This is a genomic window from Marivivens sp. JLT3646 (assembly GCF_001908835.1).
Lineage (GTDB): Bacteria > Pseudomonadota > Alphaproteobacteria > Rhodobacterales > Rhodobacteraceae > Marivivens > Marivivens geojensis.
Window position 1 is genome coordinate 2,781,697 of sequence record NZ_CP018572.1, and the last position, 22,181, is coordinate 2,803,877.

The following is a 22,181-nucleotide window of genomic DNA, read 5'->3' on the forward strand; positions in this document are numbered from 1 at the left end:
GATGTTCCAAGTCAAGCAACCGCGCACAATGCTGGGGTCCTTCGGGTCCATGCTGGAACTCATCTTCCACTCGACTGTACGCGAAATTCGTAAAAGCCACCGCAACGCAATCGTCGGCCTGTTGATGAACATGGTGCAGGCGCTCGTTTTTGTTGGCGCATTTTACCTAATGTTCCAACTCTTGGGGATGCGCCGCAGTCAAATCCGAGGCGATTTTCTTCTCTACATCATGTCTGGGGTGTTTCTATTTCTCACCCACACCAAAGCAATGGGGGCCGTTTACGGATCTGGCGGATCGACCTCAGCGATGCTCAAACACGCACCGTTGAATTCGCTTATTTTGATCGCGTCGGCCGCATTGGGTGCACTTTACACGCAGATCCTCTCACTCCTGACGATCCTGTATCTCTACCATGTGATCGGTAACCCGATCTCGATCGATAATCCCGTCGGCGCGATGGCAATGCTGTTACTCGCTTGGTTCTCGGGTGTAGCAATCGGCGTGATTTTTCTGTCGGTCAAACCATGGTTTCCAGAGTTCACAGGCATTGCGCAGCAGATTTACGCACGCATGAACATGATCGCCTCTGGCAAGATGTTCGTCGCCAACGCAACGCCGAGCTACATCCTCGCCATGTTTGACTGGAACCCGTTGTTCCACTGCATCGATCAGGAACGCGGCTTTGTTTTCGTGAATTATTACCCGCACCACAGCAATTACGTTTATCCGATCATCGTTAGCGTGGTGTGCATCACAATCGGCCTCATGGCCGAATTCTTCACCCGCAAATACGCTTCTGAAAGCTGGAGCGCCGCTCGGTAATCACGTCACCACCCGCAAGGTGACATTGATACGACCACCGTTGGTCAAGAGCGTCGATGTGTTCGGCTTCACCCGATCAATGCCGTGATACAGAAGGCGCGCGGATCCTCCAAGGACACAAACATCCCCGCTTTCCAGCCAAATACTCTCGGTCGAACCACCGCGTGTTTCGTTTCCAATTCGGAACAATGCAGAGTCTCCCAGAGAAATCGAAACCACAGGAGCACCGAAATCCTTTTCATCCCGATCCTGATGCAAACCCATTTTTGCTGTCGAGGAATAGTAGTTGATCAGACAACTTTCAGGACTTCGCTCTGACCGAGAGACTGCATTCCAAACGGCAAGAACCGATTGCGGAATCTCAGGCCATTCGACACCTGAGGGGTGCTGCGGTTCGTAACGATAACCTTTTGCGTCAGACACCCAACCGAATCGACCTGCGGATGTCATCTTAACGCTCATGGACTGCCCGCTAGCCGTTTTTGGCATGAAGAACGGAGCCACTTGAGCGACCAAGCGCAAATCATCAACCATCGCGGACTGCTCAGCTTTCGATAATAGCCCCTTGAACACATTCACACCGCGAACATTCAGGGTTGGCTCTGGTTGATCCCGCATATCTTTGTTGCCCAAGTTGTTTTTTACCATCTTTGCGGCCCTGCCCCCGTTGCAGGCGGCAATTGTCAACCTTATATACCCGTTGATCCACGGTTCGGACCACTTTCCGAGCCAGATTTAACTCCAGATGGTTCAGGTGCCGTTCACCGGGCCTGGGCAGCTCAAACCGCCTAAGAAGAGGGATTTGAAAAATGGGAAAAGTCATTGGTATTGACCTTGGTACCACGAACTCCTGCGTAGCCATCCTTGATGGTTCCAAACCGCGCGTCATCGAAAACGCTGAAGGCGCACGCACAACGCCGTCGATCGTCGGTTTCACCGAAGACGAACGTCTTGTTGGTCAGCCGGCAAAACGTCAGGCCGTCACCAACCCTGACAACACCGTTTTCGCTGTTAAGCGTCTTATCGGTCGTCGAACTACCGACGCTGAAGTCGAAAAAGACAAAAAGCTCGTCCCCTACGCAATCGTAGACGGCGGCAACGGCGACGCATGGGTTGAGATTCGTGGCGAGAAATATTCGCCGAGCCAAGTTTCGGCTTTCATCCTTCAAAAGATGAAAGAAACCGCTGAGTCCTACCTCGGCGAAGACGTGACCCAAGCGGTTATCACCGTTCCGGCATACTTTAACGACGCTCAACGTCAGGCAACCAAAGACGCCGGCAAAATCGCTGGCCTCGAAGTTCTGCGTATCATCAACGAACCGACCGCTGCGGCTCTCGCCTACGGTCTGGACAAAGATGAAACCAAAACCATCGCTGTATATGACCTTGGCGGCGGTACATTCGACGTTACCATCCTCGAAATCGACGATGGTCTGTTCGAAGTAAAATCGACCAACGGCGACACCTTCCTAGGTGGTGAAGACTTTGACATGCGCATCGTCAACTACCTCGCTGACGAGTTCAAAAAAGAGCACGGCGTTGATCTGACCTCTGACAAAATGGCTCTCCAGCGTCTGAAAGAAGCCGCTGAAAAAGCCAAAATCGAACTGTCGTCGTCGCAGCAGACCGAAATCAACCAGCCGTTCATCTCGATGGGTTCGAACGGTCAGCCGCTGCACATGGTCATGAAACTGACCCGCGCAAAGCTGGAAAGCCTTGTTGCTGATCTGATCAAAAACTCGATCAAACCGTGTCAGGCTGCTCTCAAAGACGCTGGTCTTACCACATCCGACATCGACGAAGTCGTTCTGGTTGGTGGTATGACCCGCATGCCGAAAGTTATCGAAGAAGTAACGAAATTCTTCGGTAAAGAGCCGCACAAAGGTGTGAACCCGGACGAAGTTGTTGCGATGGGCGCTGCTATTCAGGCAGGCGTTTTGCAGGGCGACCTGAAGGACCTCGTTCTTCTGGACGTGACCCCGCTGTCGCTGGGCATCGAAACGCTGGGTGGCGTGTTCACCCGTCTGATCGACCGCAACACGACAATCCCGACCAAGAAATCCCAAGTCTTCTCGACCGCAGAAGACAACCAGAACGCTGTGACCATTCGTGTGTTCCAGGGTGAACGCGAGATGGCTGCCGACAACAAAATGCTCGGTCAGTTCAACCTCGAAAACATCCCACCGGCACCGCGCGGCATGCCGCAGATCGAAGTGACCTTCGACATCGACGCAAACGGTATCGTATCCGTTGGCGCGAAAGACAAAGGCACAGGCAAAGAACAGCAGATTACAATTCAGGCCTCTGGCGGTCTGTCGGACGAAGACATCGAAAAGATGGTCAAGGACGCAGAAGAAAACGCAGAAGCCGATAAGAAGCGTAAAGAGCTGGTCGAAGCGAAAAACCAGGCTGAAAGCCTCGTTCACGCAACAGAGAAATCGATCGAAGAGCACGGCGACAAGGTTGACCCGTCGACCATCGAAGCAATCGAACTGGCAGTCGCTGCCCTCAAGGACGAACTTGAAGGTGATGACGCTGGCAAGATCAAGTCGGGCATCCAGAACGTAACCGAAGCGTCCATGCGCTTGGGTGAAGCCATCTACAAAGCATCCCAAGACGGTGGCGACTCTGACGCTGCTGACAACGATAGTGCAGATGACGACATCCTCGACGCTGACTTCGAGGACCTTGGCGAAGACAAGCGCGGCTAATCATAGCCCTGCTGTGAATAGGCCGGCTCAGACTGACTGGGCCGGTTTGTTCCTTTCCCAAAGGGGGAACGCATGTCAAAACGCGATTATTACGAAGTTTTAGGTGTATCCAAAGGCGCGACTGCGGAAGAGCTTAAGAAGGCCTACCGCACGAAAGCCAAAGAGCTGCACCCAGACCGTAACTCTGACAATCCGGACGCAGAATCTCAGTTCAAAGAAGTGAACGAGGCTTATGACGTCTTGAAAGACGCCAACAAAAAAGCAGCCTATGACCGTTATGGCCATGCTGCGTTTGATGGTGGCATGGGTGGCGGACCACGTGGTGGCCATGGGCACGGTGACTTTGCCTCTGCCTTCTCTGATGTTTTCGACGATCTGTTTGGCGACTTCATGGGTGGTGGCCGTCAGGGTGGTGGTCGGTCTCGGGCACAGCGCGGAAACGATCTACGCTACAACCTGCGCATAACTCTCGAAGAAGCCTTTGGTGGCCTTCAAAAGACGATCAATATTCCTGCATCAAGCCAGTGTGGTTCGTGTAACGGAACGGGTGCCGAGGGCGGCAGCGAACCCATCACTTGTCCGACCTGTTCGGGCATGGGCAAAGTTCGCGCTCAACAGGGTTTCTTTACCGTCGAACGAACCTGTCCGACCTGTAACGGTATGGGTCAGACGATCAAGAACCCGTGCAAATCCTGCCACGGTGCAGGCCGTGTTGAAAAAGAAAAAGCACTGTCGGTCAACATCCCGGCAGGCGTTGAAACTGGTACTCGCATCCGCCTTGCTGGCGAAGGCGAAGCCGGTCTACGCGGTGGCCCATCGGGCGACCTGTACATCTTTATCGAAGTGGCAGAGCACGAGCTCTTTGAACGCGAGGGGACATCCCTGTTCTGCCGCGTTCCCGTGTCGATGGTTGATGCGGCGCTGGGCGGTGAAGTTGAGGTGCCAACAATCGAAGGCGGACGTAGCCGAGTTAAGATCCCTGAAGGTAGCCAATCTGGTCGCCAGATGCGTCTTCGCGGTAAAGGTATGCCCGCTCTGCGCGGCGGCTCGACCGGCGATATGCTGATTGAGCTGGTCGTCGAGACACCTGTGAAACTGACGTCCAAGCAAAAGGAACTCCTCCACGAGTTCCAAGAGCTAAGCACAGAGAACAACCCACATTCGTCGAAATTCTTCTCGGCGGTGAAAGGGTTCTGGGACTCGATGAAGGGCTAATCCAGCTATCATCCCAACGATCAAAGGGCGGCCATCACGGTCGCCCTTTTCGTTTACTCCGCCTTAATCAATCATAGGCGAAGCTCTCGGCCATGACCCAGACCCCGTATATGGCAGAAGCGCCGCTCCCGTTTTTCGACCTCAGTGATGAGGTTGTTTTACCTGTTAAGGCAAAGGGGCAGCCATCCTACATCAAGGATCATCGTACCCGCCTTCGGGAACGGTTCATGACGGGTGGTGCGGCGGCCCTCCCCGACTATGAAATGCTGGAACTTGTGCTCTTTCGCGCCATCCCCCGTCAGGATGTGAAACCTCTGGCTCATGCCCTGCTGGATCAGTTCGGGGACTTCGGTCGTGTGATCACCGCTCCGACCACTACCTTAAAAGGGGTCAAGGGCGTAGGCGATGCGGTTGTCGTTGAACTCAAAATCATCGAGGCCGCCGCCCAAAGGCTCGCACGATCCAAGATCATGCAACGTCAGGTGATCAGCAGTTGGAATGAGGTGCTCGATTACTGCCACACGGTCATGGCGCATCGGGAAACCGAACAATTCCGAATCCTGTTTCTCGACCGAAAGAACATCCTGATCGCTGATGAAGAGCAGTCCAAAGGCACAGTCGATCATGTGCCCGTCTATCCCAGAGAAGTCGTCAAACGGTCACTTGAATTGAACGCCTCCGCTTTGATCCTCGTCCACAATCATCCGTCAGGTGACCCGACCCCATCAGAGGCCGACATAACCATCACGCATCAGATCGCGCAGGCGTTAACCGTCATGGGAATCACACTGCATGATCATCTGATCATTGGGAAATCTCGGGAACTCAGTTTCCGCTCCGAGGGCCTAATCTAATCACCGACCCATAGTTCAACACGGCGGTTCATGCGGCGACCCCACTCTGTTTCATCGCAACCCATCGGTAGGGCTTCACCGAAGCCATTCGCCGAAATCCGCACCGCCTCGGGAACCTCACCGCCCAGCGCTGCCGTAAGTTCGGCCAATACCGCGTTTGCTCTAGTCTGAGAGAGGTCCTTGTTGACGCTCGCAGGCCCAGTGCCATCGCTAAAACCCGCAAGCGTCAAACGGCGACCATCAAACTGGCCATCGCGGATCGCTTGAGCGAGGAACAACAAATGCGATTCAGAAACAGGTGTCAGCGTGGTCGCGCCCTCGGCAAATCGGAAGGTTGTCGACAAACGCGCTTGCCCATCCAGCGTCCGCAACATTCCTTGGAGCTCGGTCAATGAAACCTCACTACCCGCCTGCAGGATCGCGTTTGCCAGCCGCTCGCCCTGCTCATCCCATCCAATCGGCACCACACCTTGGTCCACAAAACCAGCTCGCCGAATGACGGCCTGGGCCTCATTGCTACGCAACCAAGCCAGAAAATCCGCGGCCTGTGGTGCGATACGATATTCAGGCAAATAGAGGTAGAGCGGCATCGTCAGTGGATAATCACCCGTCTTCAACGACGTCCGGCGAGGGATGGACCTCAATCCACAAACATCTTGCAAAATCATCGGCGCCGCTTTGCCAAAGGCACCCATCGGCACGACCCCGATAGCCTGCGGGTCTTCAGCCACAAGGTTGGTCATCTCAAGCCCCACACTAACGCGGGTGGCATCTTCGACCGCATCTGAGTCACCCAAAACCATGGATTGAAACCCATGCGCTTGATCAGAGTTTTCCGTGGCCAAGATAGGATGGACTAACCCATCATCCCCCTTGAGGTCGGACCAGTTCGTAACCTCACCACTGAACACAGACGACAAAGCATCCAGAGAAATGAATTTGACAGGTTGGAGCGGGGATACAACGGGCACCAACGCATCGAGCGCCAATATGCGCGCGCGACCATTCGCGTTCAACGCCCCTAAACCCGCAGCCATCGATGCCGCGTTCTCCGCCGACGTCGCAGGACGTGCGGACATGACCACATCGGCTGTTCCTCTGCGTTGCATTTCAAAACCAACCGAACTCTCGTTCAACGCGAAATAGACCTGCAGTTCGGGCGCACCGAGAGGTCCAATCTGATATTGCAGTGCACTTTCGCCTTCGAGCGCCGAGATATTCAGGTTCTGTTGCCGTCCGTATGCCTCGACCAACGCAGGAAGAAGGACCTCGCCAATGCGGGGCGATCCTGCAAACCGAAGCTCGGCCGCCCCATTCGGTGCAGGGCAACGCAATCCCTCGCAAATCACGCCTGCATAGGCGACGGTCACAACGCCATATTCGGTCCGCAGGCGCATGTAGTCGCCATCAAAGCTTAGGACATCACCACTAATCGCGAGTCCACCCTCTGTCCGTAGATTAACGGGTTCAGCAATGGCGATGTCATACGCAAAGAGCGCGGCCAAAACAGCCGCGCCAATGCATTTCAAATTCAGGCTCTTACAACTTATACGCGTCATTTCGCGGCGAGTGTTAAGTCCGTGAACATATTTTTCAACACAAGAAAGTCTCCAACTGCATCGCAGTCCGGCATAGTGACTTGTAGGTCAACAGCTTCGGCGTCGTGCTCTGGCCCGATCTGGATGCTTTGGGCTGCAACGTCCCGTCCGCAGTTGCGGATCGTGATCGACGCTTCAACGCTAAGCTCGATCGCTCCGCCAGACGCAGAATGAGCTGTCGGGTAGGTATAGACCTCCGCGATCAGAGGTTCTGGTAAGTCGGCATTGCCGAGCCGCACAAGGAAACCCTGCCCATTCGCCGCAGCACTTGGTGACCGAGGTGCATCCATCCAGACATGACCATCCGCCCCAAACTCCGCACCAAACTCAAAGGCATGGATACCGACCGCTGCATTGCCCTGCCACTGCAGAACCGCGCGGTCCAAGTCTGAGACATCAGGAACGGTTGCGCTCGCTACCGCGCCCATGCCATCGTCGAATGCCGCAATAAATACGGCGTTTTCAGTGAGAGCTGGAACTTCAGCCGCAAACTGGCCGTCCTCATCTGTCGCGACAGAGAACATCATACCCTGATGGTGAACAGTGAACCGCGCCTGTGGATAGCACGAGGCGTCCACCGTCAGATTTACCATGCCATATGCAGTCGCTTCCGCCGCCATTTCAGGCACACAGTCGACGTTCAACGCGATCTCATCCGAGAGCTCGGAAATTGGATCGTCGGGGCCCGTTGAGGCGACAAGAATCGGCACAATGTCAGTCACGACAGGATCAATGCTGGCGGGCACCTTCAATTCTGTCACGTGAACCTCAGGTGCGACCATGAATGGGCCCGCGTCTTCTGGCAGGTCAACATCGCGCAGCGCTACAGATGGCTCAACTAAAACGGTGCTCTGAACGGGTGCAGGCATTGCCTCAACATCAGTCGAACGTTCAGCAAATGCATTGCCGTTTTGCATAACAAAACCTACGGCAAGAGCAGCCGAAAACGTGACGCCAGCAGTCATCATTTTTCTAGAGCGGGACAATTCACCCTCCACCAACACTTAAATTCAGTTTTCAACCTAGGGGTGGAAGATGGTGTTAGCTGGACCTGACTGGGGAAAGTTCTGGGCTGAATTGGGGCGAAATTGCTCAATGGACCGAAAAAGGCCGGCGTCATTGCTGACACCGGCCCCTAATTTCACCAGTTACTGAAGCTCAGAACTTGCCGTGGCAGTATTTGAACTTCTCGCCCGAACCACAGGGGCACGGATCATTGCGCGACGGATCACCCCAAGTCGTAGGGTCGTTCTCGTCAAAACCTGGTTTTGCATTCGCTGCAGGATGCTTTGGCTGTTCAGCCGCTGCAGCTGCCGCCTGCGCCTGACGTTGCTGCTCCACCATCTGCCGCAGCATTTGTTCTTGCTGCTCTTTGGACATCGGCTGAATGCGCGAAAGTTTCTGAGTCACATCCTCACGCAGACCATCCAAAAGGCTTTCGAACAGCTGGAAGGCTTCTGTCTTGTATTCATTGAGCGGGTCACGCTGCGCATAACCACGGAAACCAACAACCGACCGAAGGTGTTCGAGCGTCAACAAATGCTCGCGCCATTTACCATCGATGGTTTGAAGCAGGATCTGCTTTTCGATCTGGCGCATAGTCTCTGCACCAAAGGCTTCGGCCTTTTCAGCCATAAGCGCATCGGTAGCCTCGTAGAGACGGTCGCGGATGTCGCTGTCGTCTACGCCCTCTTCAGACGCCCAATCAACGACAGGCACGTCAACGCCCAGCTTGTCGAGACACGCAGCCTTCAGGCCGTCTGCATCCCACTGGTCCGCATAGGACCGCGCGGGAATGAATTGATCGACCAGATCGTCAACAACGTCCTGACGCATATCGCCAACAATCTCGGACAGGTCCGCCGCTTCCATGATCTCGCGACGCTGTTTAAAGATCACCTTACGCTGATCGTTCATCACATCGTCGAATTTCAAGAGCTGCTTACGAATGTCGAAGTTGCGGCCTTCGACCTTGGCCTGAGCACGTTCGAGCGACTTGTTCACCCACGGGTGGATGATCGCTTCGCCCTCTTTCATGCCAAGGCCAGAGAGAACCTTCTCCAGACGCTCGGACCCAAAGATACGCATGAGGTCATCGTCAAGCGACAGGAAGAACACCGAACGACCTGGGTCACCCTGACGACCCGAACGACCGCGCAGCTGGTTGTCGATACGACGAGACTCGTGACGTTCCGTTGCCAGAACGAACAGGCCGCCAGCCTGCTTAACCGCCTCTTCGTCACCTTTGTGCGCTTCTTCGATCTGCGCACGGATGGCTTCAGGGTCAGCCTCAGGGTTCGCAGCAATCGCTTCGAGAACTTTATGTTCAACGTTACCGCCGAGCTTAATGTCGGTACCACGGCCTGCCATGTTGGTCGCAATCGTCACAGCACCGAGTTTACCTGCCTCTGCAACAATCTGCGCTTCTTGCTCGTGCTGACGCGCGTTCAGGACGTTGTGCGGGATTTTCGCAGCGGTCAAAAGCTGCGACAGGAATTCCGATTTTTCAATCGAGGTCGTGCCGACAAGGATAGGCTGGCCTTTTTCATGGGCGATGCCGATCTCTTTAACGATGGCGTCAAACTTTTCCTGTGCCGAGCGGTAAACCTGATCGTGTTCATCTTTACGCGCAATCGGGCGGTTGGTCGGGACCTCAACAACACCGAGACGGTAGATTTCCATGAACTCGTCGGCTTCGGTCATCGCCGTACCCGTCATGCCGCCCAGTTTTTCATAAAGGCGGAAGTAGTTCTGGAATGTCACCGATGCGAGGGTCACGTTCTCAGGCTGGATCGAACAGTTTTCTTTGGCTTCGATCGCTTGGTGCAGGCCATCGGACAGACGACGACCCGCCATCATACGGCCTGTGAATTCGTCGATCAGCACAACGTTGCCGTCACGAACGATGTAGTCTTTGTCCTTGGTGAACAGCTTATGGGCGCGCAGACCTTGGTTCACGTGGTGAACAATTGTGGTGCTTTCCGGATCGTAGAGCGACTGGTCAGCGGGCAGAATACCCGCATTTCGCAGACGTTCTTCGAGGAATTCGTTGCCCTCATCGGTAAAGGTGACCTGACGAGACTTTTCGTCGATGGTGTAATGCGTTTCAGCCAGCTCAGGGATCAATGCATCTATGGCTTTATAAAGTTCCGAACGGTCTTGCGCCGGACCCGAAATGATCAGCGGAGTCCGCGCTTCGTCGATAAGGATAGAGTCGACCTCGTCCACAATCGCGAAGTAATGCTGATGCTGCATCATCTGGCTCAACTCTGACTTCATGTTATCACGAAGGTAATCGAAACCGAGTTCGTTATTCGTCGTGTAGGTGATGTCGCAAGCATAAGCCGTGCGCTTTTCGTCTTCGGGCTGCTGAGGAACCACAACGCCAGTTGTCAAACCCAAAGCACCATAAACTTTGCTCATCCATTCAGCGTCACGACGAGCGAGGTAATCGTTCACCGTCACAACGTGAACGCCTTTACCTGTGAGCGCATTCAGATAGGCCGCGAAGGTCGCCATAAGCGTTTTACCTTCGCCCGTCTTCATCTCGGAAATGTTACCTTGGTGCAGGAAAATCCCGCCCATCAACTGCACATCAAAGGCCCGCAGACCCAATGCGCGCTTGGCGGCTTCACGACAGTTTGCAAATGCCTCGGGCAGCAGCGAGTCGAGTGATTCCCCGTTCTCAATACGTCCTTTAAATTCGTTGGACTTTTCGATCAGCTGTTCATCTGTCAGCTTCTCGAATTCGGGCTCCAGCGCGTTGATCTTTGCGATGATCGGCTTGGTTGCCTTGATCTTGCGGTCGTTCGCGGTGCCAAACACCTTTTTGGCCAGCGTTCCGAATCCCAGCATGTTCTCTCCGCGCCCTCAATTTGGGGCCTAATGACGTCGTTATGATGAGGAGGTTGCTTGTCGCTCACAGCAGCAACGCCTAAACAGGTGACAAGACGGCCCCTCAATGCCTCTTCGGGATGTAAGGGGAGGGCCATAAAGTGTCAACGCTGCGGGGCTTTCGCGGCCGAAATGGGAAAGATTTGATGAAGAAATTCGCTACATTCGCAGCAGTAAGTGCCCTCGCCCTCTTTGCGGCTACTGCACAGGCTGAGGAACCGACCGGAAATACCGTCGTCGCGACTGTAAACGGCACCGATATCACGCTGTCGCACATGATCATCACCATGGCGCAACTGCCCGCCCAATATCAGCAACTCCCGCCCGAAGTTCTCTGGGACGGTATCCTTGAACAGCTGATCCAGCAGCAGTTGCTCGCCGACGAAATGACTCACCTGCCTGCACGCGCTCAATACGCGATCGAGAACGAAACCCGTTCGATCAAAGCGGGTGAACGTATCTCTGTTCTGTCCGAAGCTGCAGTCACCGAAGAGGCTCTTCAGGCTGCTTATGACGCGCAATTCGCGGACGCAGAGCCGACACCTGAATACAACGCATCGCACATCCTCTTGGCCACCCAAGAAGAAGCGCTCGCCGCGAAAGCTCGCGTTGATGCAGGCGAGGACTTCGCAACAGTCGCTACCGAACTGTCGACAGGTCCATCTGGCCCGAACGGTGGCCAGCTCGGTTGGTTCGGCCCAGGCATGATGGTCGAGCCGTTCGAACAAGCCGTTGTCGCAATGGAAGTCGGCACTGTGTCCGAACCTGTTGAGACACAATTTGGCTGGCACATCATTAAACTGAACGAGACCCGTGATCAGGCAAACCCGACCCTCGACGATATGCGCGATGAACTCGCCGCTAAAATCCAAGAGGAAATGATCACCACCTATCTGGCTCAGATCACCTCTGACTCGGACATTACACGCATCGAAGCTGGCTCGATCGACCCGGCCGCTCTCACCAACCTCGACCTGCTGGAGCAGTAAAACTATGCCCGTCTCGCCTCTTGCCCCTGCGGCATTCCCCGACCTTCCAGTCATTGATGGCGTCCGTTTTGCATCGGCTATGGCTGGTGTGAAATACAACAACCGCACCGACGTGATGCTGGCCGAATTGGTCGAAGGCAGCACCGTTGCGGGCGTATTCACCCGCTCGGCCACACGGTCGGCGAACGTTTTGGACTGTCAGGCCAAGAACGGGAAAACTCAGGCGGGACGGGCCGCCATTATCGTGAACTCGGGCAACTCGAACGCCTTCACTGGCGCACGCGGTGTAGAAGCCGTCGACGCTCTTTGCGCAGGCGTTGCAGAACAGACTGGCATCGACGCTGACCGCATCTTTACCTCGTCGACTGGCGTGATTGGCGAACCCCTGCCTTACGACCGCATCACCGCGAAAATCGGCGAACTATCCGCAAACCTCAACGCGGGTGGCATCGAAGGCGCTGCTAAGGCAATCATGACCACTGACACCTTCCCCAAGGGGTCCGCGGCTGAAATCACCGTGAACGGTCAGACGGTCAAGATTGCGGGCATCGCCAAAGGTTCAGGCATGATCGCGCCAGACATGGCCACCATGCTAGTCTACATTTTTACGGATGCGAAGATCGGATATGAGGCACTGCAGGGCGTCCTGTCAAAACTCACCGATAAGACCTTCAACTGCATCACCGTCGACAGCGATACGTCGACCTCTGATACGCTCCTCATCGGTGCTACGGGCGCGTCTGGCGTTGATGTCTCTGACAATGCTGATTTTGAGGCTGCGCTCCACAAGGTGATGCTCGACCTGTCTCATCAAGTGATCCGCGACGGCGAAGGCGCAACTAAATTCGTAGAGATCCAAGTTACGGGCGCGGCGAGCGACGCAGACGCAAAACGCGTGGGCCTTTCGGTCGCAAACTCTCCTTTGGTGAAAACCGCAATTGCTGGCGAAGATGCCAACTGGGGTCGTATCGTTGCCGCTGTTGGTAAATCTGGCGCCCAAGCAGACCGTGATCGTCTCTCCATTCGATTTGGCGATATCACCGTGGCAGAAAACGGATGGCGCGCGCCGAATTATTCCGAAGCTGACGCAAGCGCTTACATGAAAAACGCTGAACTGATCATCGGTGTTGATCTCGGTATCGGGACTGGCGCGTCAACGGTTTGGACCTGTGATTTGACCTACGAATACATTAGGATCAACGCGGACTATCGCTCGTGACGAAGAAAATCATCCTCGTTTCAGCAGTCGCGCTCATCGACGTCGATGGGCGCGTCCTGCTTGCGCAACGGCCCGAAGGAAAGTCCCTCGCGGGCCTATGGGAATTCCCGGGTGGTAAAGTCGAAGCAGGCGAAACGCCCGAGGCAGCGCTGGTCCGCGAACTCCACGAAGAACTCGGCATCGAAACGTGGAATTCCTGCCTCGCGCCGCTGACGTTTGCCTCGCATAGCTATGACGATTTCCACCTGCTGATGCCCTTGTTTGCGTGTCGGCGCTGGAATGGCACACCGCAGCCCAAAGAGGGACAAAAACTGGCTTGGGTCCGCAAGAATCAACTGAACGATTACCCGATGCCGCCAGCCGACATTCCGCTCATCCCAATTCTACGCGACTGGCTCTAAAATCATCCTTTGGGATAGCTATTTTTCGCATCTGCACCTCAGGTAACTTCACCTCTAGGCGACAACCTGAGGTGTTAGATATGTACCGTACAATTATTATCGGCAGCAGTGTGTCCTTGCAGGGCAAGTTTCTGCGCGATGCGGATAACGGCAACGTTGTAATCAGCGTCGGCAACCGCACTTACGTTGGGCGTCCAGCAAACGTTGCGGCCTAACTTCGGAACCTTTCCGATATGACAAAGAAAAAGGGACGGTCCGCTTTGGACCGTCCCTTTTCTTTTGCGCGAAACGCGGCCTGATTACAGGCTGCGCTCGATTTCTTCACGTTCGAAGATCTCGATAACGTCACCTGGACGGATATCGTCATAATTCTCGAACGCCATACCGCATTCCTGACCAGACAGAACCTCGGACACTTCGTCTTTGAAGCGCTTGAGGGTCTTGAGAGTGCCTTCGTGGATAACAACGTTATCACGCAGCAGGCGCACACCAGCCGAACGACGAGCCACGCCTTCGGTGACCAGACAGCCAGCAACTTTGCCGACGTTGGAAACCTTGAACACCTCTTTGATGTTCGCGTAGCCGATGAAGTTCTCGCGGATTTCTGCGGACAGAAGGCCAGATGCAGCAGCTTTGATATCGTCAACAAGGTCATAGATGACCGAGTAGTAACGAATTTCAACGCCCTTCTGGTTCGCGGAGTTACGTGCCGGTGCGTTCGCACGGACGTTAAAGCCGATAACCGGAGTGCCCGATGCTTCTGCAAGACCAACGTCAGTCTCGGTGATCGCGCCAACGCCGTAATGAATGACGCGAACGCGGACTTCGTCGTTACCGACTTTTTCCAGCGCCTGAACGATAGCTTCAGCAGAACCCTGAACGTCAGCCTTAACAACAACGGGCAGCTCAGAAACGTTCTCGTCTTCTTTCGCTTTAGCCATCAACTGTTCAAGGGTGGTCGCTGCACCTGCCGCTGCGCGTTTTTCTTTCGCAGCATGAGCACGGTATTCAGCAATCTCACGCGCCTGAGCTTCGGTTTCGGTCACGTTCAGAACGTCACCTGCTTCTGGAGTGCCGTTGAGGCCAAGAACCTCTACAGGCACAGACGGGCCAGCCTCGTCTACACGCTCACCTTGGTCATTGATCAGCGCGCGGACTTTACCCCACTGCTCACCCACAACGAAGATGTCACCACGTTTCAGAGTACCGTTCTGCACCAGAACAGTTGCAACCGGACCGCGACCCACATCGAGTTGAGCTTCGATCACAGCACCCTGAGCAGCACGGTTCGGGTTCGCTTTGAGTTCGAGAATCTCTGCCTGAAGCGCAATCGCTTCGAGGAGGCTGTCGAGACCCATGCCCGTTTTCGCCGAAACTTCAACGTCCTGAACGTCGCCAGACATCTTCTCGACCACGATTTCGTGCATCAAGAGGTCTGTACGGACCTTATCGGGGTTGGCTGCTGGTTTATCACATTTGTTGATCGCAACGATCATCGGAACTTTCGCTGCTTTAGCGTGTGCGATTGCTTCGATGGTCTGCGGCATCACGGCATCGTCTGCCGCAACAACGAGAACAACAATGTCTGTCACCTGAGCACCACGAGCACGCATAGACGTAAACGCCGCGTGGCCCGGAGTGTCGAGGAACGACAGAACAGCTCCAGAGTCGGTGGTTACCTGATATGCACCGATGTGCTGGGTAATGCCGCCAGCTTCGCCAGATACAACGTTCGCCTTACGGATCGCGTCGAGAAGCGACGTCTTACCGTGGTCAACGTGGCCCATGATGGTGATGACCGGCGGACGCGGTTTCAGGTCTTCAGCTTTGTCCTGAACCTGTTCAATCGCCTGCTCAACGTCAGCATCCGACACACGCTGTACGCGGTGACCGAACTCTTCGATGATCAGTTCTGCGGTATCCGCGTCGATCGTCTGGTTCTGTGTCGCCATGATGCCGTTCTGCATCAAAGCTTTCACAACATCAGCCACACGTTCGGCCATGCGGTTTGCAAGTTCAGCAACGGTGATCGCTTCAGGAAGCTGGACGTCACGCACGATTTTCTCGCGCTGCATTTGTCCACCCATCGCTTTTTGACGGGCTTTCTCTTGCTTACGCTTCATCGCCGCCATCGAGCGGTGACGACCGTCACCACCTGCCAGCGCATCATTCAGCGAAAGCTTGCCAGAGCGGCGGCCACCATCACGCGATGCCACTTTGGCTTTCGCGTTTTTCGCATCATCACGGGCGTCGTCACGTTGACGATCAACCTTGCGCGGGCCAGCTCCTACGGAACGACCAGAGCGGTCATCCTCAGCACCAGCAGGCGCAGCGGCGGCAGCAGGTGCCGGCGCAGCTGCGGCGGCTTTCTTTTCTGCGGCAGCAGCACGTGCAGCTTCTTCAGCTTCACGCTTCTTGCGCTCTTCTTCTTCCGCTTTCGCACGGAGCGCTTCTTCGCGCTCGCGCTCTTCGCGTTCTTTTGCCTCGATTTCGGCACGACGACGATCACGCTCTTCTTCGCGTGCTTTGTCTTCGGCCTCACGCCTTGCGGCATCTTCGGCTTCGCGGGCTTTCGCGACCGCGAGTGCTTTCATACGGCGTTCCAGTTCGGCATCCGAAATGCCTGCCGGACGCTTGGAGGGGTCACCTACAGTCGGTCGTGTCGTGCCACCAGGTTTGGCCGCACCCGGTTTCGGGACCACAACGCGTTTGCGCTTGGTCTCAACCACGACGTTCTTGGTGCGTCCGTGGCTGAAGCTCTGCTTCACATTTCCCGAACCGCCACGCAGACCAAGAGGTTTTTTTCCGTCGTTATCGCTCATCTAGCTACTTTTTCCTTTCCGGTGGCCGAATTGCCGCCGTCAGTTATACGCATGCTTTTCAGCTTTGCGGCTTCCTCTACAACACGGTCGCTGAGTCCGCCATAAGCGAGCGCGCCATGTATCACACTTTGACGCCCGAAAGCCAAACCCAATTCATCAGCCGTGAGGCAGTCGAAATATCGGGCGCCTTCCGGCGTCCAGAGTTTGGTTTTTCCGCGCGCGGACCCATCGCTAGCTTGCAAGAGAACGCGAACACGTTCGCCGCCTGCCAACCAGTCCTTAACTTTCTCAAAACCCCCGATTGCATAGCCGCCTTTACGAGCCAGCGCGATCAAATCTGTCACACGGCGCACAAGCTGGCGCTCCACATCATCGGCGAGCCCTTCAGGCACCGTCACCGGAGCCTTTGCAGATCGTGAAAAATGACCCTTTCCAGCCTGTTCCAGAGCACTGCGAGTGGCTGACACCCACATACCCCGACCGGGAAGTTTCTCCATCACATCAGGATAGACCTGATTATCAGGACCAACCACAAAGCGGATCAACCCAGAGACAGGCTGAACTTCGCCAGTGACAATGCACTTGCGTTCAGTTTCCATATCTCGATTTTTATGTTGTCCGCCACGGGTCATTCTCAAGAACTCCGAGGATTACTCCTCAGCCCCCTCTTCGATCTCATCTTCTGCGTCCGCTTCGAGTTCTTCAGGGTCAACCCAGCCAAGCATGACGCGAGCGGTCATGATCATGTCCTGAGCTTCTTCAAGGCTCACGTCGAACTTCTCGAGGACGCCATCGTCCTTAACGCGTGCGCCATCCACAGTGGTCCAGCCGCCAGCCAATTCCCAGTCCGCGCAGGTCGCAAAATCTTCGAGCGATTTCACACCGTCTTCGGCCAAGGCTTCGATCATTTGCGGTGTCAGACCTTCGAATTCAACGAGGCTGTCTTCGACGCCCAACTCACGTGCACGTTCCATCGCTTTGCGGTTCTGGGCTTCCAGAACGTCACGAGCGCGCGCTTGCAGTTCATTCGCGGTGTCGTCATCAACGCCGTCAATTACAAGCAGTTCGTCAATGTCAACGTAAGCAACTTCTTCGAGGTTGGTGAAGCCTTCGGACACCAGCAACTGAGCAAAGAACTCGTCGAGATCGAGGTTTTCCATGAACAACTTGGTGCGCACTTCGAACTCGGCCTGACGACGTTTGGATTCTTCTTCCTCGGTCATGATGTCAATGTCGAGGCCAGTCAGCTGCGACGCCAGACGCACGTTCTGACCACGGCGACCAATCGCGAGCGACAGCTGCTCCTCAGGAACAACGACTTCAATTTTGCCAGCTTCTTCGTCCAGAACCACTTTCGACACTTCTGCCGGCTGCAGTGCGTTCACGAGGAAGGTTGGTGTGTCTTCGTTCCACGGAATGATGTCGATCTTCTCGCCCTGAAGCTCGTTCACAACGGCCTGAACACGGCTACCGCGCATACCGACGCAAGCGCCGACAGGATCGATCGAGTTGTCGAACGAGATAACAGCAATCTTAGCGCGCGAACCTGGGTCACGTGCAACAGCTTTGATCTCGATGATGCCTTCGTAGATTTCCGGCACTTCCATTTTGAAGAGCTCAGCCATGAACTCAGGAGCGGTGCGCGACAGGAAGATCTGCGGACCACGAGGTTCACGACGAACGTCTTTAACATATGCACGAATACGGTCGCCTGGGCGGTATGCTTCGCGGCCGATTTTCTCATTGCGACGCAGAACAGCTTCACCAGCACCTACGTCAACAATGACGTTGCCGTATTCTTCGCGCTTAACGGAACCGTTGATGATGGTGCCTGCGCGGTCTTTGAATTCTTCGTACTGCTTGTCACGCTCAGCTTCGCGGACTTTCTGAAGGATAACCTGCTTTGCGGATTGAGCTGCGATACGGCCCAATTCAACTGGCGGAACTTCTTCAGAGAATTCGTCACCAACTTGCGGGTCAGCCATATACTGTTTGGCCTGCTCAACGGTGAACTCAGCCTGATAGTTTTCAAGTTCTTCGTCAGCAACAACGGTACGGACGCGGGTAAAGGTTGCTTTACCAGTCTTGCGGTCGATCGACACGCGAATGTCCATTTCCGAGCCGTAACGCGATTTCGCTGCACGAGCGAGCGACTCTTCCATCGCTTCGACGACCAAGTTCGGGTCGATCATTTTCTCGCGGGCTACGGCTTCGGCTGTTTGCAGCAGCTCAAGCTGGTTGGCAGAGGTAATTGCCATATCTATTACTCCTCGTCGCCATCAATGATGGTTTCAACTTCATCATACTGGGCCTCATCGATTTGGCCCTTGTCTTTGCGACCGCGCAGAACTTCGCGGATCAATTCGTCTGTCAGCACCAATTTGGCATCTGACAGCCAGTCGAATTTCAGACCGATGGTGATGTCTTCGCCCTGCTCATCAAGCGTGATCAGAACTTCATCACCTTCAACGCCAGCAAGCTGGCCTTTAAAGCGCCGACGACCGTCGATCATCTCGCTGGTTTCGATCTTGGCCTCGTTGCCGGCCCATTGCTCGAAATCCTTAAGACGTGTCAGCGGACGATCAATACCGGGGGACGACACTTCGAGGCTGTAAGCCTCAATAATCGGATCCTCGACGTCGAGCGTTGCCGAAAGCGCGGTCGAAATCTTAGCACAGTCATCCACCTCGATGGTGCCATCGGGCTTCTGCGCCATAACCTGCAAGGTGGTTTCCTTGAGGCTTTTCATCAAACGGACACGCACAACTTCATACCCCATGTCCTCAATGACAGGGGTGATAATTTCTGCGATCCGGCGGTCCAATGCCGCCTTGGCGATCAGATCAGTCATCTGTTCTCCAAAAACAAAAAAACGGGCTCGCGGCCCGTCGATCTTTCCCGGTGGAGCGTCGGGTCGGAACCGTCAGCGCCGCTGTTGAGAGGCCATATAGGCCCATACTGCTGAGTCTGCAAGGGAAACCGTTAGGCCACCCACCACCGTTCTGCCATCCGCGCGTTATCCATCGGCCAAAGGTTGCCAATCGACGTGGGCGTAGCGACCCGATCCGACCTTGCACCAATCCAATTTGCAAAAGCAGGAATAATTGCGCCGCCCTGATCGCGCAGGATTTTCTGCATTTCAGCATAGAGATCCGACCGCAGATCAGGGTCAAATTCCGCTCGCGCCGCGACCAACAGCTGCTCGAACCGTCCATCCGCCCAGCGCGTATCATTCCAAGGGCTGCCTGCGTGGTATGCCGTCGAGAGCATCCAGTCCTCGGTCACTCGACCCGACCAATAAGTGGCCGTGAAAGGCTTGCTACCGAATGTGTCACCCCAATACCCGACGGATGCCGCCTCTTTGATCTGAATATCAATGCCCGCAGGCGCTGCGGCCGTGCGGAAAAGTTCAGCCGCAGACGAATTCATCGCAACATCGGACGTGAACAGATCAACCGAAACCTTCGACAATCCGGCCTGACGCAAATGCCATGCGGCACGCTCAGGATCATGGGCAATAGGCGCAAGTCCCGCATAGAACTGGTTCGCGGGTCCAATCGGGCTATCCGCTGCAACTCGTCCGTGACCATGCAGCACCTGATCAACAATCGCCTGCCGATCAATGCCATGCTTGAGCGCCAGACGAACATTCAGATCATCAAACGGAGCCGTATCTGTCCGCATTCCAAACGCGAGGTGCATATTCCCCGTCGTCTCAACGATATTTATGCGTGGATGCGTCGAAAGCCTCGATACGGCGGCAGGGTCTACCCGATCAACCGCATCCACTTGCCCCGTAAGAAGCGCATTCATCCGCCGCGCACGATCATTCATCGCCACGAACTCTACTCGATCGAACCAACCGGCCGTGCCGTCTTTGTAATGGCTCTGCACGCGACGCCCGACAAACCGTATCCCCGGTTCAAAGGTCTCAACGCGGTAGAGGCCAGTGCCGATCCCCTCCGCGATCGCTTCATCGATCTGGCCCGAGGGATAGATGATCAGGTGATAGTCGGACAGCAAATATGGAAAATCCGCATTCCCTGAGGTCAACGTGAATCGCACCTGATGGTCAGACAAACGGGAAATATCTTGGATACCATCGACAATGACACGTGCGCCCGATGCCGTACCCCGATGGAAATCGAAGCTGTCGATCACATCCTGCGCGACAAACGGTTTTCCGTTGTGAAAGGTCACGCCACGCCGCAAGGCAACCGTCCAAATCCGTCCGTCCGCCGATGACTCCCAACTCTCGGCGAGTTCACCGACCAATGACCCATCCGCCGTTACTTCGGTCAAACAATCAAAGACAGCGCCCTGTCCGCAAGCAATCATAAAGCTGTCTGAAAACGTCCGTGCATCCCAACTGTCCAAAGGCGATGCCCCCGATAGACCAACAATGAGTCGCCCACCAACGGAACCCGCCCGCGCCGATACACCCGATGCAGTCAAAACCGCAGCGGCGATACCGTATTTCAGCAGGTTTCTTCGTTTGTAGGACTGCACCTGTGCAGACTCCTTTTGACTTCAACTTGAATACCGTAGCGAAGCAAATCGCTTGGGTCCATGCCATCCACGAACTTGTGGCAGGCCATCAGGTTACCTGCGGCCCCCATATGGACGCATGGTCATTAGAACTCTGCCGCGATCTCATCCATGATCCGCACTAATTCCCGCGTGATCCCCGGTTCAGACAGCGCATGGCCCGCCTGTGGGATCATCCGCATCCGCGAGCCAATCCAGCCTTTGTGCAATTTGTAAGCCGAGGTCGGCGGACAGATCATGTCATAACGACCTTGGACAATGTGGCCGGGGATGCCTCTCAGACGGTGGAGGTTGTTCAGGATCGCGGTGTCTTCGGTCAGAAACCCTTTGTTGATAAAGTAATGGTTCTCTAACCGCGAAAATGCCCGCGCGTATTCACCGGGTGCTTCGCCTGCAAAGCCGTTGGATTCGATGGATGCCAGCGCGTTCTCCCAATTGGCCCAAGCCCGCGCGTAACGAGTTTCCTCCATCAGGTTTCCGCTGAACAAACGGCGGTGATAGGCGCCAATCATATCGTCCCGCTCTTCCTCGGGAATGAGGCTTTCGAAACGGGCCCAAAGGTCGGGCCAGAATGCACCCGCACCACCGCCGTAGAACCAATCCAACTCTGGATCAGTCATCAGGAATACGCCGCGTAGGATCAAACCTGACACGCGTTCAGGATGGGTCTGAGCGTAGATCAATGCGAGCGTCGCGCCCCAGCTTCCGCCAAAGGCAAACCAGCGCCCGATATTCAGGGTTTCGCGGATCTTCTCCATATCCGCGACGAGGTCCCACGTCGTGTTCGCCTCTGTGCTCGCATGAGGCAATGACCGACCGCATCCACGCTGATCGAACAGAACGATACGATACACCTCTGGGTCGAAATAACGACGCATGGCGGGGCTACAGCCTCCACCCGGTCCACCGTGAACAACTATGACAGGCACACCGTCACGCCGACCACATTGTTCGACATACACTCTGTGCCCGTCACCCACATCCAGCATCTGCTGGTCAAATGGGTCGATCGGGGGATAAAGGTGCGGCACCGCGCGTCTTTGACCTGAGACTTTGTCCATGTCACCTCTATATAGCACGGTAAACCGCCAGACCATTCCCCCTTTG

General features: G+C 55.2%; 18 protein-coding genes. 8 read left to right on the plus strand and 10 right to left on the minus strand.

Annotation, left to right across the window (positions count from 1 at the left end; all coding sequences use genetic code 11):
- The first annotated feature begins 1 nt into the window (after position 1).
- A complete protein-coding gene (locus BSK21_RS13925) occupies positions 2-823 on the plus strand; it encodes an ABC transporter permease (protein ID WP_067552548.1) in 822 nt (273 codons plus the stop codon).
- On the opposite strand, the gene BSK21_RS13930 is transcribed toward BSK21_RS13925, so the two are convergent.
- Positions 824-1,471, minus strand: a complete 648-nt coding sequence (locus BSK21_RS13930; protein ID WP_231924841.1) for an alpha-ketoglutarate-dependent dioxygenase AlkB — start codon at positions 1,469-1,471, stop codon at positions 824-826.
- 161 nt (positions 1,472-1,632) lie between these two features.
- Between BSK21_RS13930 and dnaK the strand changes: the two genes are divergently transcribed.
- The 3 genes from dnaK (at position 1,633) to radC (ending at position 5,603) form a co-directional block, all read left to right on the plus strand.
- Entirely contained in the window at positions 1,633-3,534 is a 1,902-nt protein-coding gene (gene dnaK, locus BSK21_RS13935; protein WP_067552545.1) for a molecular chaperone DnaK, read from the plus strand.
- Positions 3,535-3,606: 72 nt separating this feature from the next.
- A complete protein-coding gene (dnaJ, locus tag BSK21_RS13940; RefSeq protein ID WP_067552542.1) occupies positions 3,607-4,749 on the plus strand; it encodes a molecular chaperone DnaJ in 1,143 nt (380 codons plus the stop codon).
- Between the two features lie 92 nt (positions 4,750-4,841).
- Positions 4,842-5,603 carry a DNA repair protein RadC gene (gene radC, locus BSK21_RS13945; RefSeq protein WP_067552539.1) on the plus strand — a complete coding sequence of 254 codons (762 nt, stop codon included), beginning with the start codon at positions 4,842-4,844 and terminating at the stop codon, positions 5,601-5,603.
- On the opposite strand, the gene BSK21_RS13950 is transcribed toward radC, so the two are convergent.
- The 3 genes from BSK21_RS13950 to secA form a co-directional block, all read right to left on the minus strand.
- A complete protein-coding gene (locus tag BSK21_RS13950; protein ID WP_067552536.1) occupies positions 5,600-7,162 on the minus strand; it encodes a phosphate ABC transporter substrate-binding/OmpA family protein in 1,563 nt (520 codons plus the stop codon). The two genes, radC and BSK21_RS13950, sit on opposite strands and share 4 nt — an antisense overlap.
- Entirely contained in the window at positions 7,159-8,187 is a 1,029-nt protein-coding gene (locus BSK21_RS13955; protein ID WP_067552798.1) for a hypothetical protein, read from the minus strand. Before BSK21_RS13955 ends, BSK21_RS13950 begins: the two co-directional genes overlap by 4 nt.
- Before the next feature lie 172 nt (positions 8,188-8,359).
- Positions 8,360-11,056 (minus strand): preprotein translocase subunit SecA, encoded by a 2,697-nt coding sequence (gene secA, locus BSK21_RS13960; protein ID WP_074039047.1) that lies wholly within the window; start codon positions 11,054-11,056, stop codon positions 8,360-8,362.
- Between the two features lie 185 nt (positions 11,057-11,241).
- On the opposite strand from secA, the gene BSK21_RS13965 reads away from it, so the two are divergent.
- The 4 genes from BSK21_RS13965 to BSK21_RS16240 all read left to right on the plus strand — a co-directional run bounded on the left by BSK21_RS13965 (position 11,242) and on the right by BSK21_RS16240 (position 13,919).
- Positions 11,242-12,084, plus strand: coding sequence for a peptidylprolyl isomerase (locus BSK21_RS13965; protein WP_067552533.1), 843 nt, complete (start codon positions 11,242-11,244; stop codon positions 12,082-12,084).
- Positions 12,085-12,088: 4 nt separating this feature from the next.
- Positions 12,089-13,303, plus strand: coding sequence for a bifunctional glutamate N-acetyltransferase/amino-acid acetyltransferase ArgJ (gene argJ, locus BSK21_RS13970; RefSeq protein ID WP_067552530.1), 1,215 nt, complete (start codon positions 12,089-12,091; stop codon positions 13,301-13,303).
- Complete coding sequence (gene mutT, locus BSK21_RS13975) at positions 13,300-13,704, plus strand: 8-oxo-dGTP diphosphatase MutT (RefSeq protein WP_067552527.1); 405 nt, start codon at positions 13,300-13,302, stop codon at positions 13,702-13,704. The genes argJ and mutT overlap by 4 nt, the downstream gene beginning before the upstream one ends.
- An 80-nt stretch (positions 13,705-13,784) precedes the next feature.
- The gene (locus BSK21_RS16240; RefSeq protein WP_292251242.1) at positions 13,785-13,919 is read left to right on the plus strand and encodes a hypothetical protein; all 135 of its coding nucleotides are present in this window, start codon (positions 13,785-13,787) and stop codon (positions 13,917-13,919) included.
- An 84-nt stretch (positions 13,920-14,003) separates the two neighbouring features.
- Here the strand turns inward: BSK21_RS16240 and infB are convergent, their stop codons facing one another.
- The 6 genes from infB to pip form a co-directional block, all read right to left on the minus strand.
- Complete coding sequence (gene infB, locus BSK21_RS13980) at positions 14,004-16,526, minus strand: translation initiation factor IF-2 (RefSeq protein ID WP_067552524.1); 2,523 nt, start codon at positions 16,524-16,526, stop codon at positions 14,004-14,006.
- Positions 16,523-17,158, minus strand: coding sequence for an RNA-binding protein (locus BSK21_RS13985; RefSeq protein WP_067552522.1), 636 nt, complete (start codon positions 17,156-17,158; stop codon positions 16,523-16,525). The genes infB and BSK21_RS13985 overlap by 4 nt, the downstream gene beginning before the upstream one ends.
- An 18-nt stretch (positions 17,159-17,176) precedes the next feature.
- Positions 17,177-18,784 carry a transcription termination factor NusA gene (nusA, locus tag BSK21_RS13990; RefSeq protein ID WP_067552519.1) on the minus strand — a complete coding sequence of 536 codons (1,608 nt, stop codon included), beginning with the start codon at positions 18,782-18,784 and terminating at the stop codon, positions 17,177-17,179.
- Positions 18,785-18,789: 5 nt separating this feature from the next.
- Positions 18,790-19,377 carry a ribosome maturation factor RimP gene (rimP, locus tag BSK21_RS13995; RefSeq protein ID WP_067552516.1) on the minus strand — a complete coding sequence of 196 codons (588 nt, stop codon included), beginning with the start codon at positions 19,375-19,377 and terminating at the stop codon, positions 18,790-18,792.
- Between the two features lie 131 nt (positions 19,378-19,508).
- Positions 19,509-21,035, minus strand: a complete 1,527-nt coding sequence (locus tag BSK21_RS14000; protein ID WP_067552513.1) for an ABC transporter substrate-binding protein — start codon at positions 21,033-21,035, stop codon at positions 19,509-19,511.
- Between the two features lie 125 nt (positions 21,036-21,160).
- On the minus strand, positions 21,161-22,135 hold the full coding sequence (gene pip / locus BSK21_RS14005; protein WP_067552510.1) for a prolyl aminopeptidase: 975 nt from the start codon (positions 22,133-22,135) through the stop codon (positions 21,161-21,163).
- Positions 22,136-22,181: the final 46 nt, after the last annotated feature.

What these genes read in the sequence shown, in the direction of transcription:
- radC (WP_067552539.1), top strand. Translation starts at nt 4,842, where the DNA reads ATGACCCAGACCCCGTATATGGCAGAAGCGCCGCTCCCGTTTTTCGAC.
- BSK21_RS13930 (WP_231924841.1), bottom strand. Translation starts at nt 1,471, where the DNA reads ATGGTAAAAAACAACTTGGGCAACAAAGATATGCGGGATCAACCAGAG.
- dnaK (WP_067552545.1), top strand. Translation starts at nt 1,633, where the DNA reads ATGGGAAAAGTCATTGGTATTGACCTTGGTACCACGAACTCCTGCGTA.
- nusA (WP_067552519.1), bottom strand. Translation starts at nt 18,784, where the DNA reads ATGGCAATTACCTCTGCCAACCAGCTTGAGCTGCTGCAAACAGCCGAA.
- BSK21_RS13985 (WP_067552522.1), bottom strand. Translation starts at nt 17,158, where the DNA reads ATGACCCGTGGCGGACAACATAAAAATCGAGATATGGAAACTGAACGC.
- dnaJ (WP_067552542.1), top strand. Translation starts at nt 3,607, where the DNA reads ATGTCAAAACGCGATTATTACGAAGTTTTAGGTGTATCCAAAGGCGCG.
- rimP (WP_067552516.1), bottom strand. Translation starts at nt 19,377, where the DNA reads ATGACTGATCTGATCGCCAAGGCGGCATTGGACCGCCGGATCGCAGAA.
- secA (WP_074039047.1), bottom strand. Translation starts at nt 11,056, where the DNA reads ATGCTGGGATTCGGAACGCTGGCCAAAAAGGTGTTTGGCACCGCGAAC.
- BSK21_RS13925 (WP_067552548.1), top strand. Translation starts at nt 2, where the DNA reads ATGTTCCAAGTCAAGCAACCGCGCACAATGCTGGGGTCCTTCGGGTCC.
- BSK21_RS13950 (WP_067552536.1), bottom strand. Translation starts at nt 7,162, where the DNA reads ATGACGCGTATAAGTTGTAAGAGCCTGAATTTGAAATGCATTGGCGCG.
- BSK21_RS13965 (WP_067552533.1), top strand. Translation starts at nt 11,242, where the DNA reads ATGAAGAAATTCGCTACATTCGCAGCAGTAAGTGCCCTCGCCCTCTTT.
- BSK21_RS16240 (WP_292251242.1), top strand. Translation starts at nt 13,785, where the DNA reads ATGTACCGTACAATTATTATCGGCAGCAGTGTGTCCTTGCAGGGCAAG.
- pip (WP_067552510.1), bottom strand. Translation starts at nt 22,135, where the DNA reads ATGGACAAAGTCTCAGGTCAAAGACGCGCGGTGCCGCACCTTTATCCC.
- infB (WP_067552524.1), bottom strand. Translation starts at nt 16,526, where the DNA reads ATGAGCGATAACGACGGAAAAAAACCTCTTGGTCTGCGTGGCGGTTCG.
- argJ (WP_067552530.1), top strand. Translation starts at nt 12,089, where the DNA reads ATGCCCGTCTCGCCTCTTGCCCCTGCGGCATTCCCCGACCTTCCAGTC.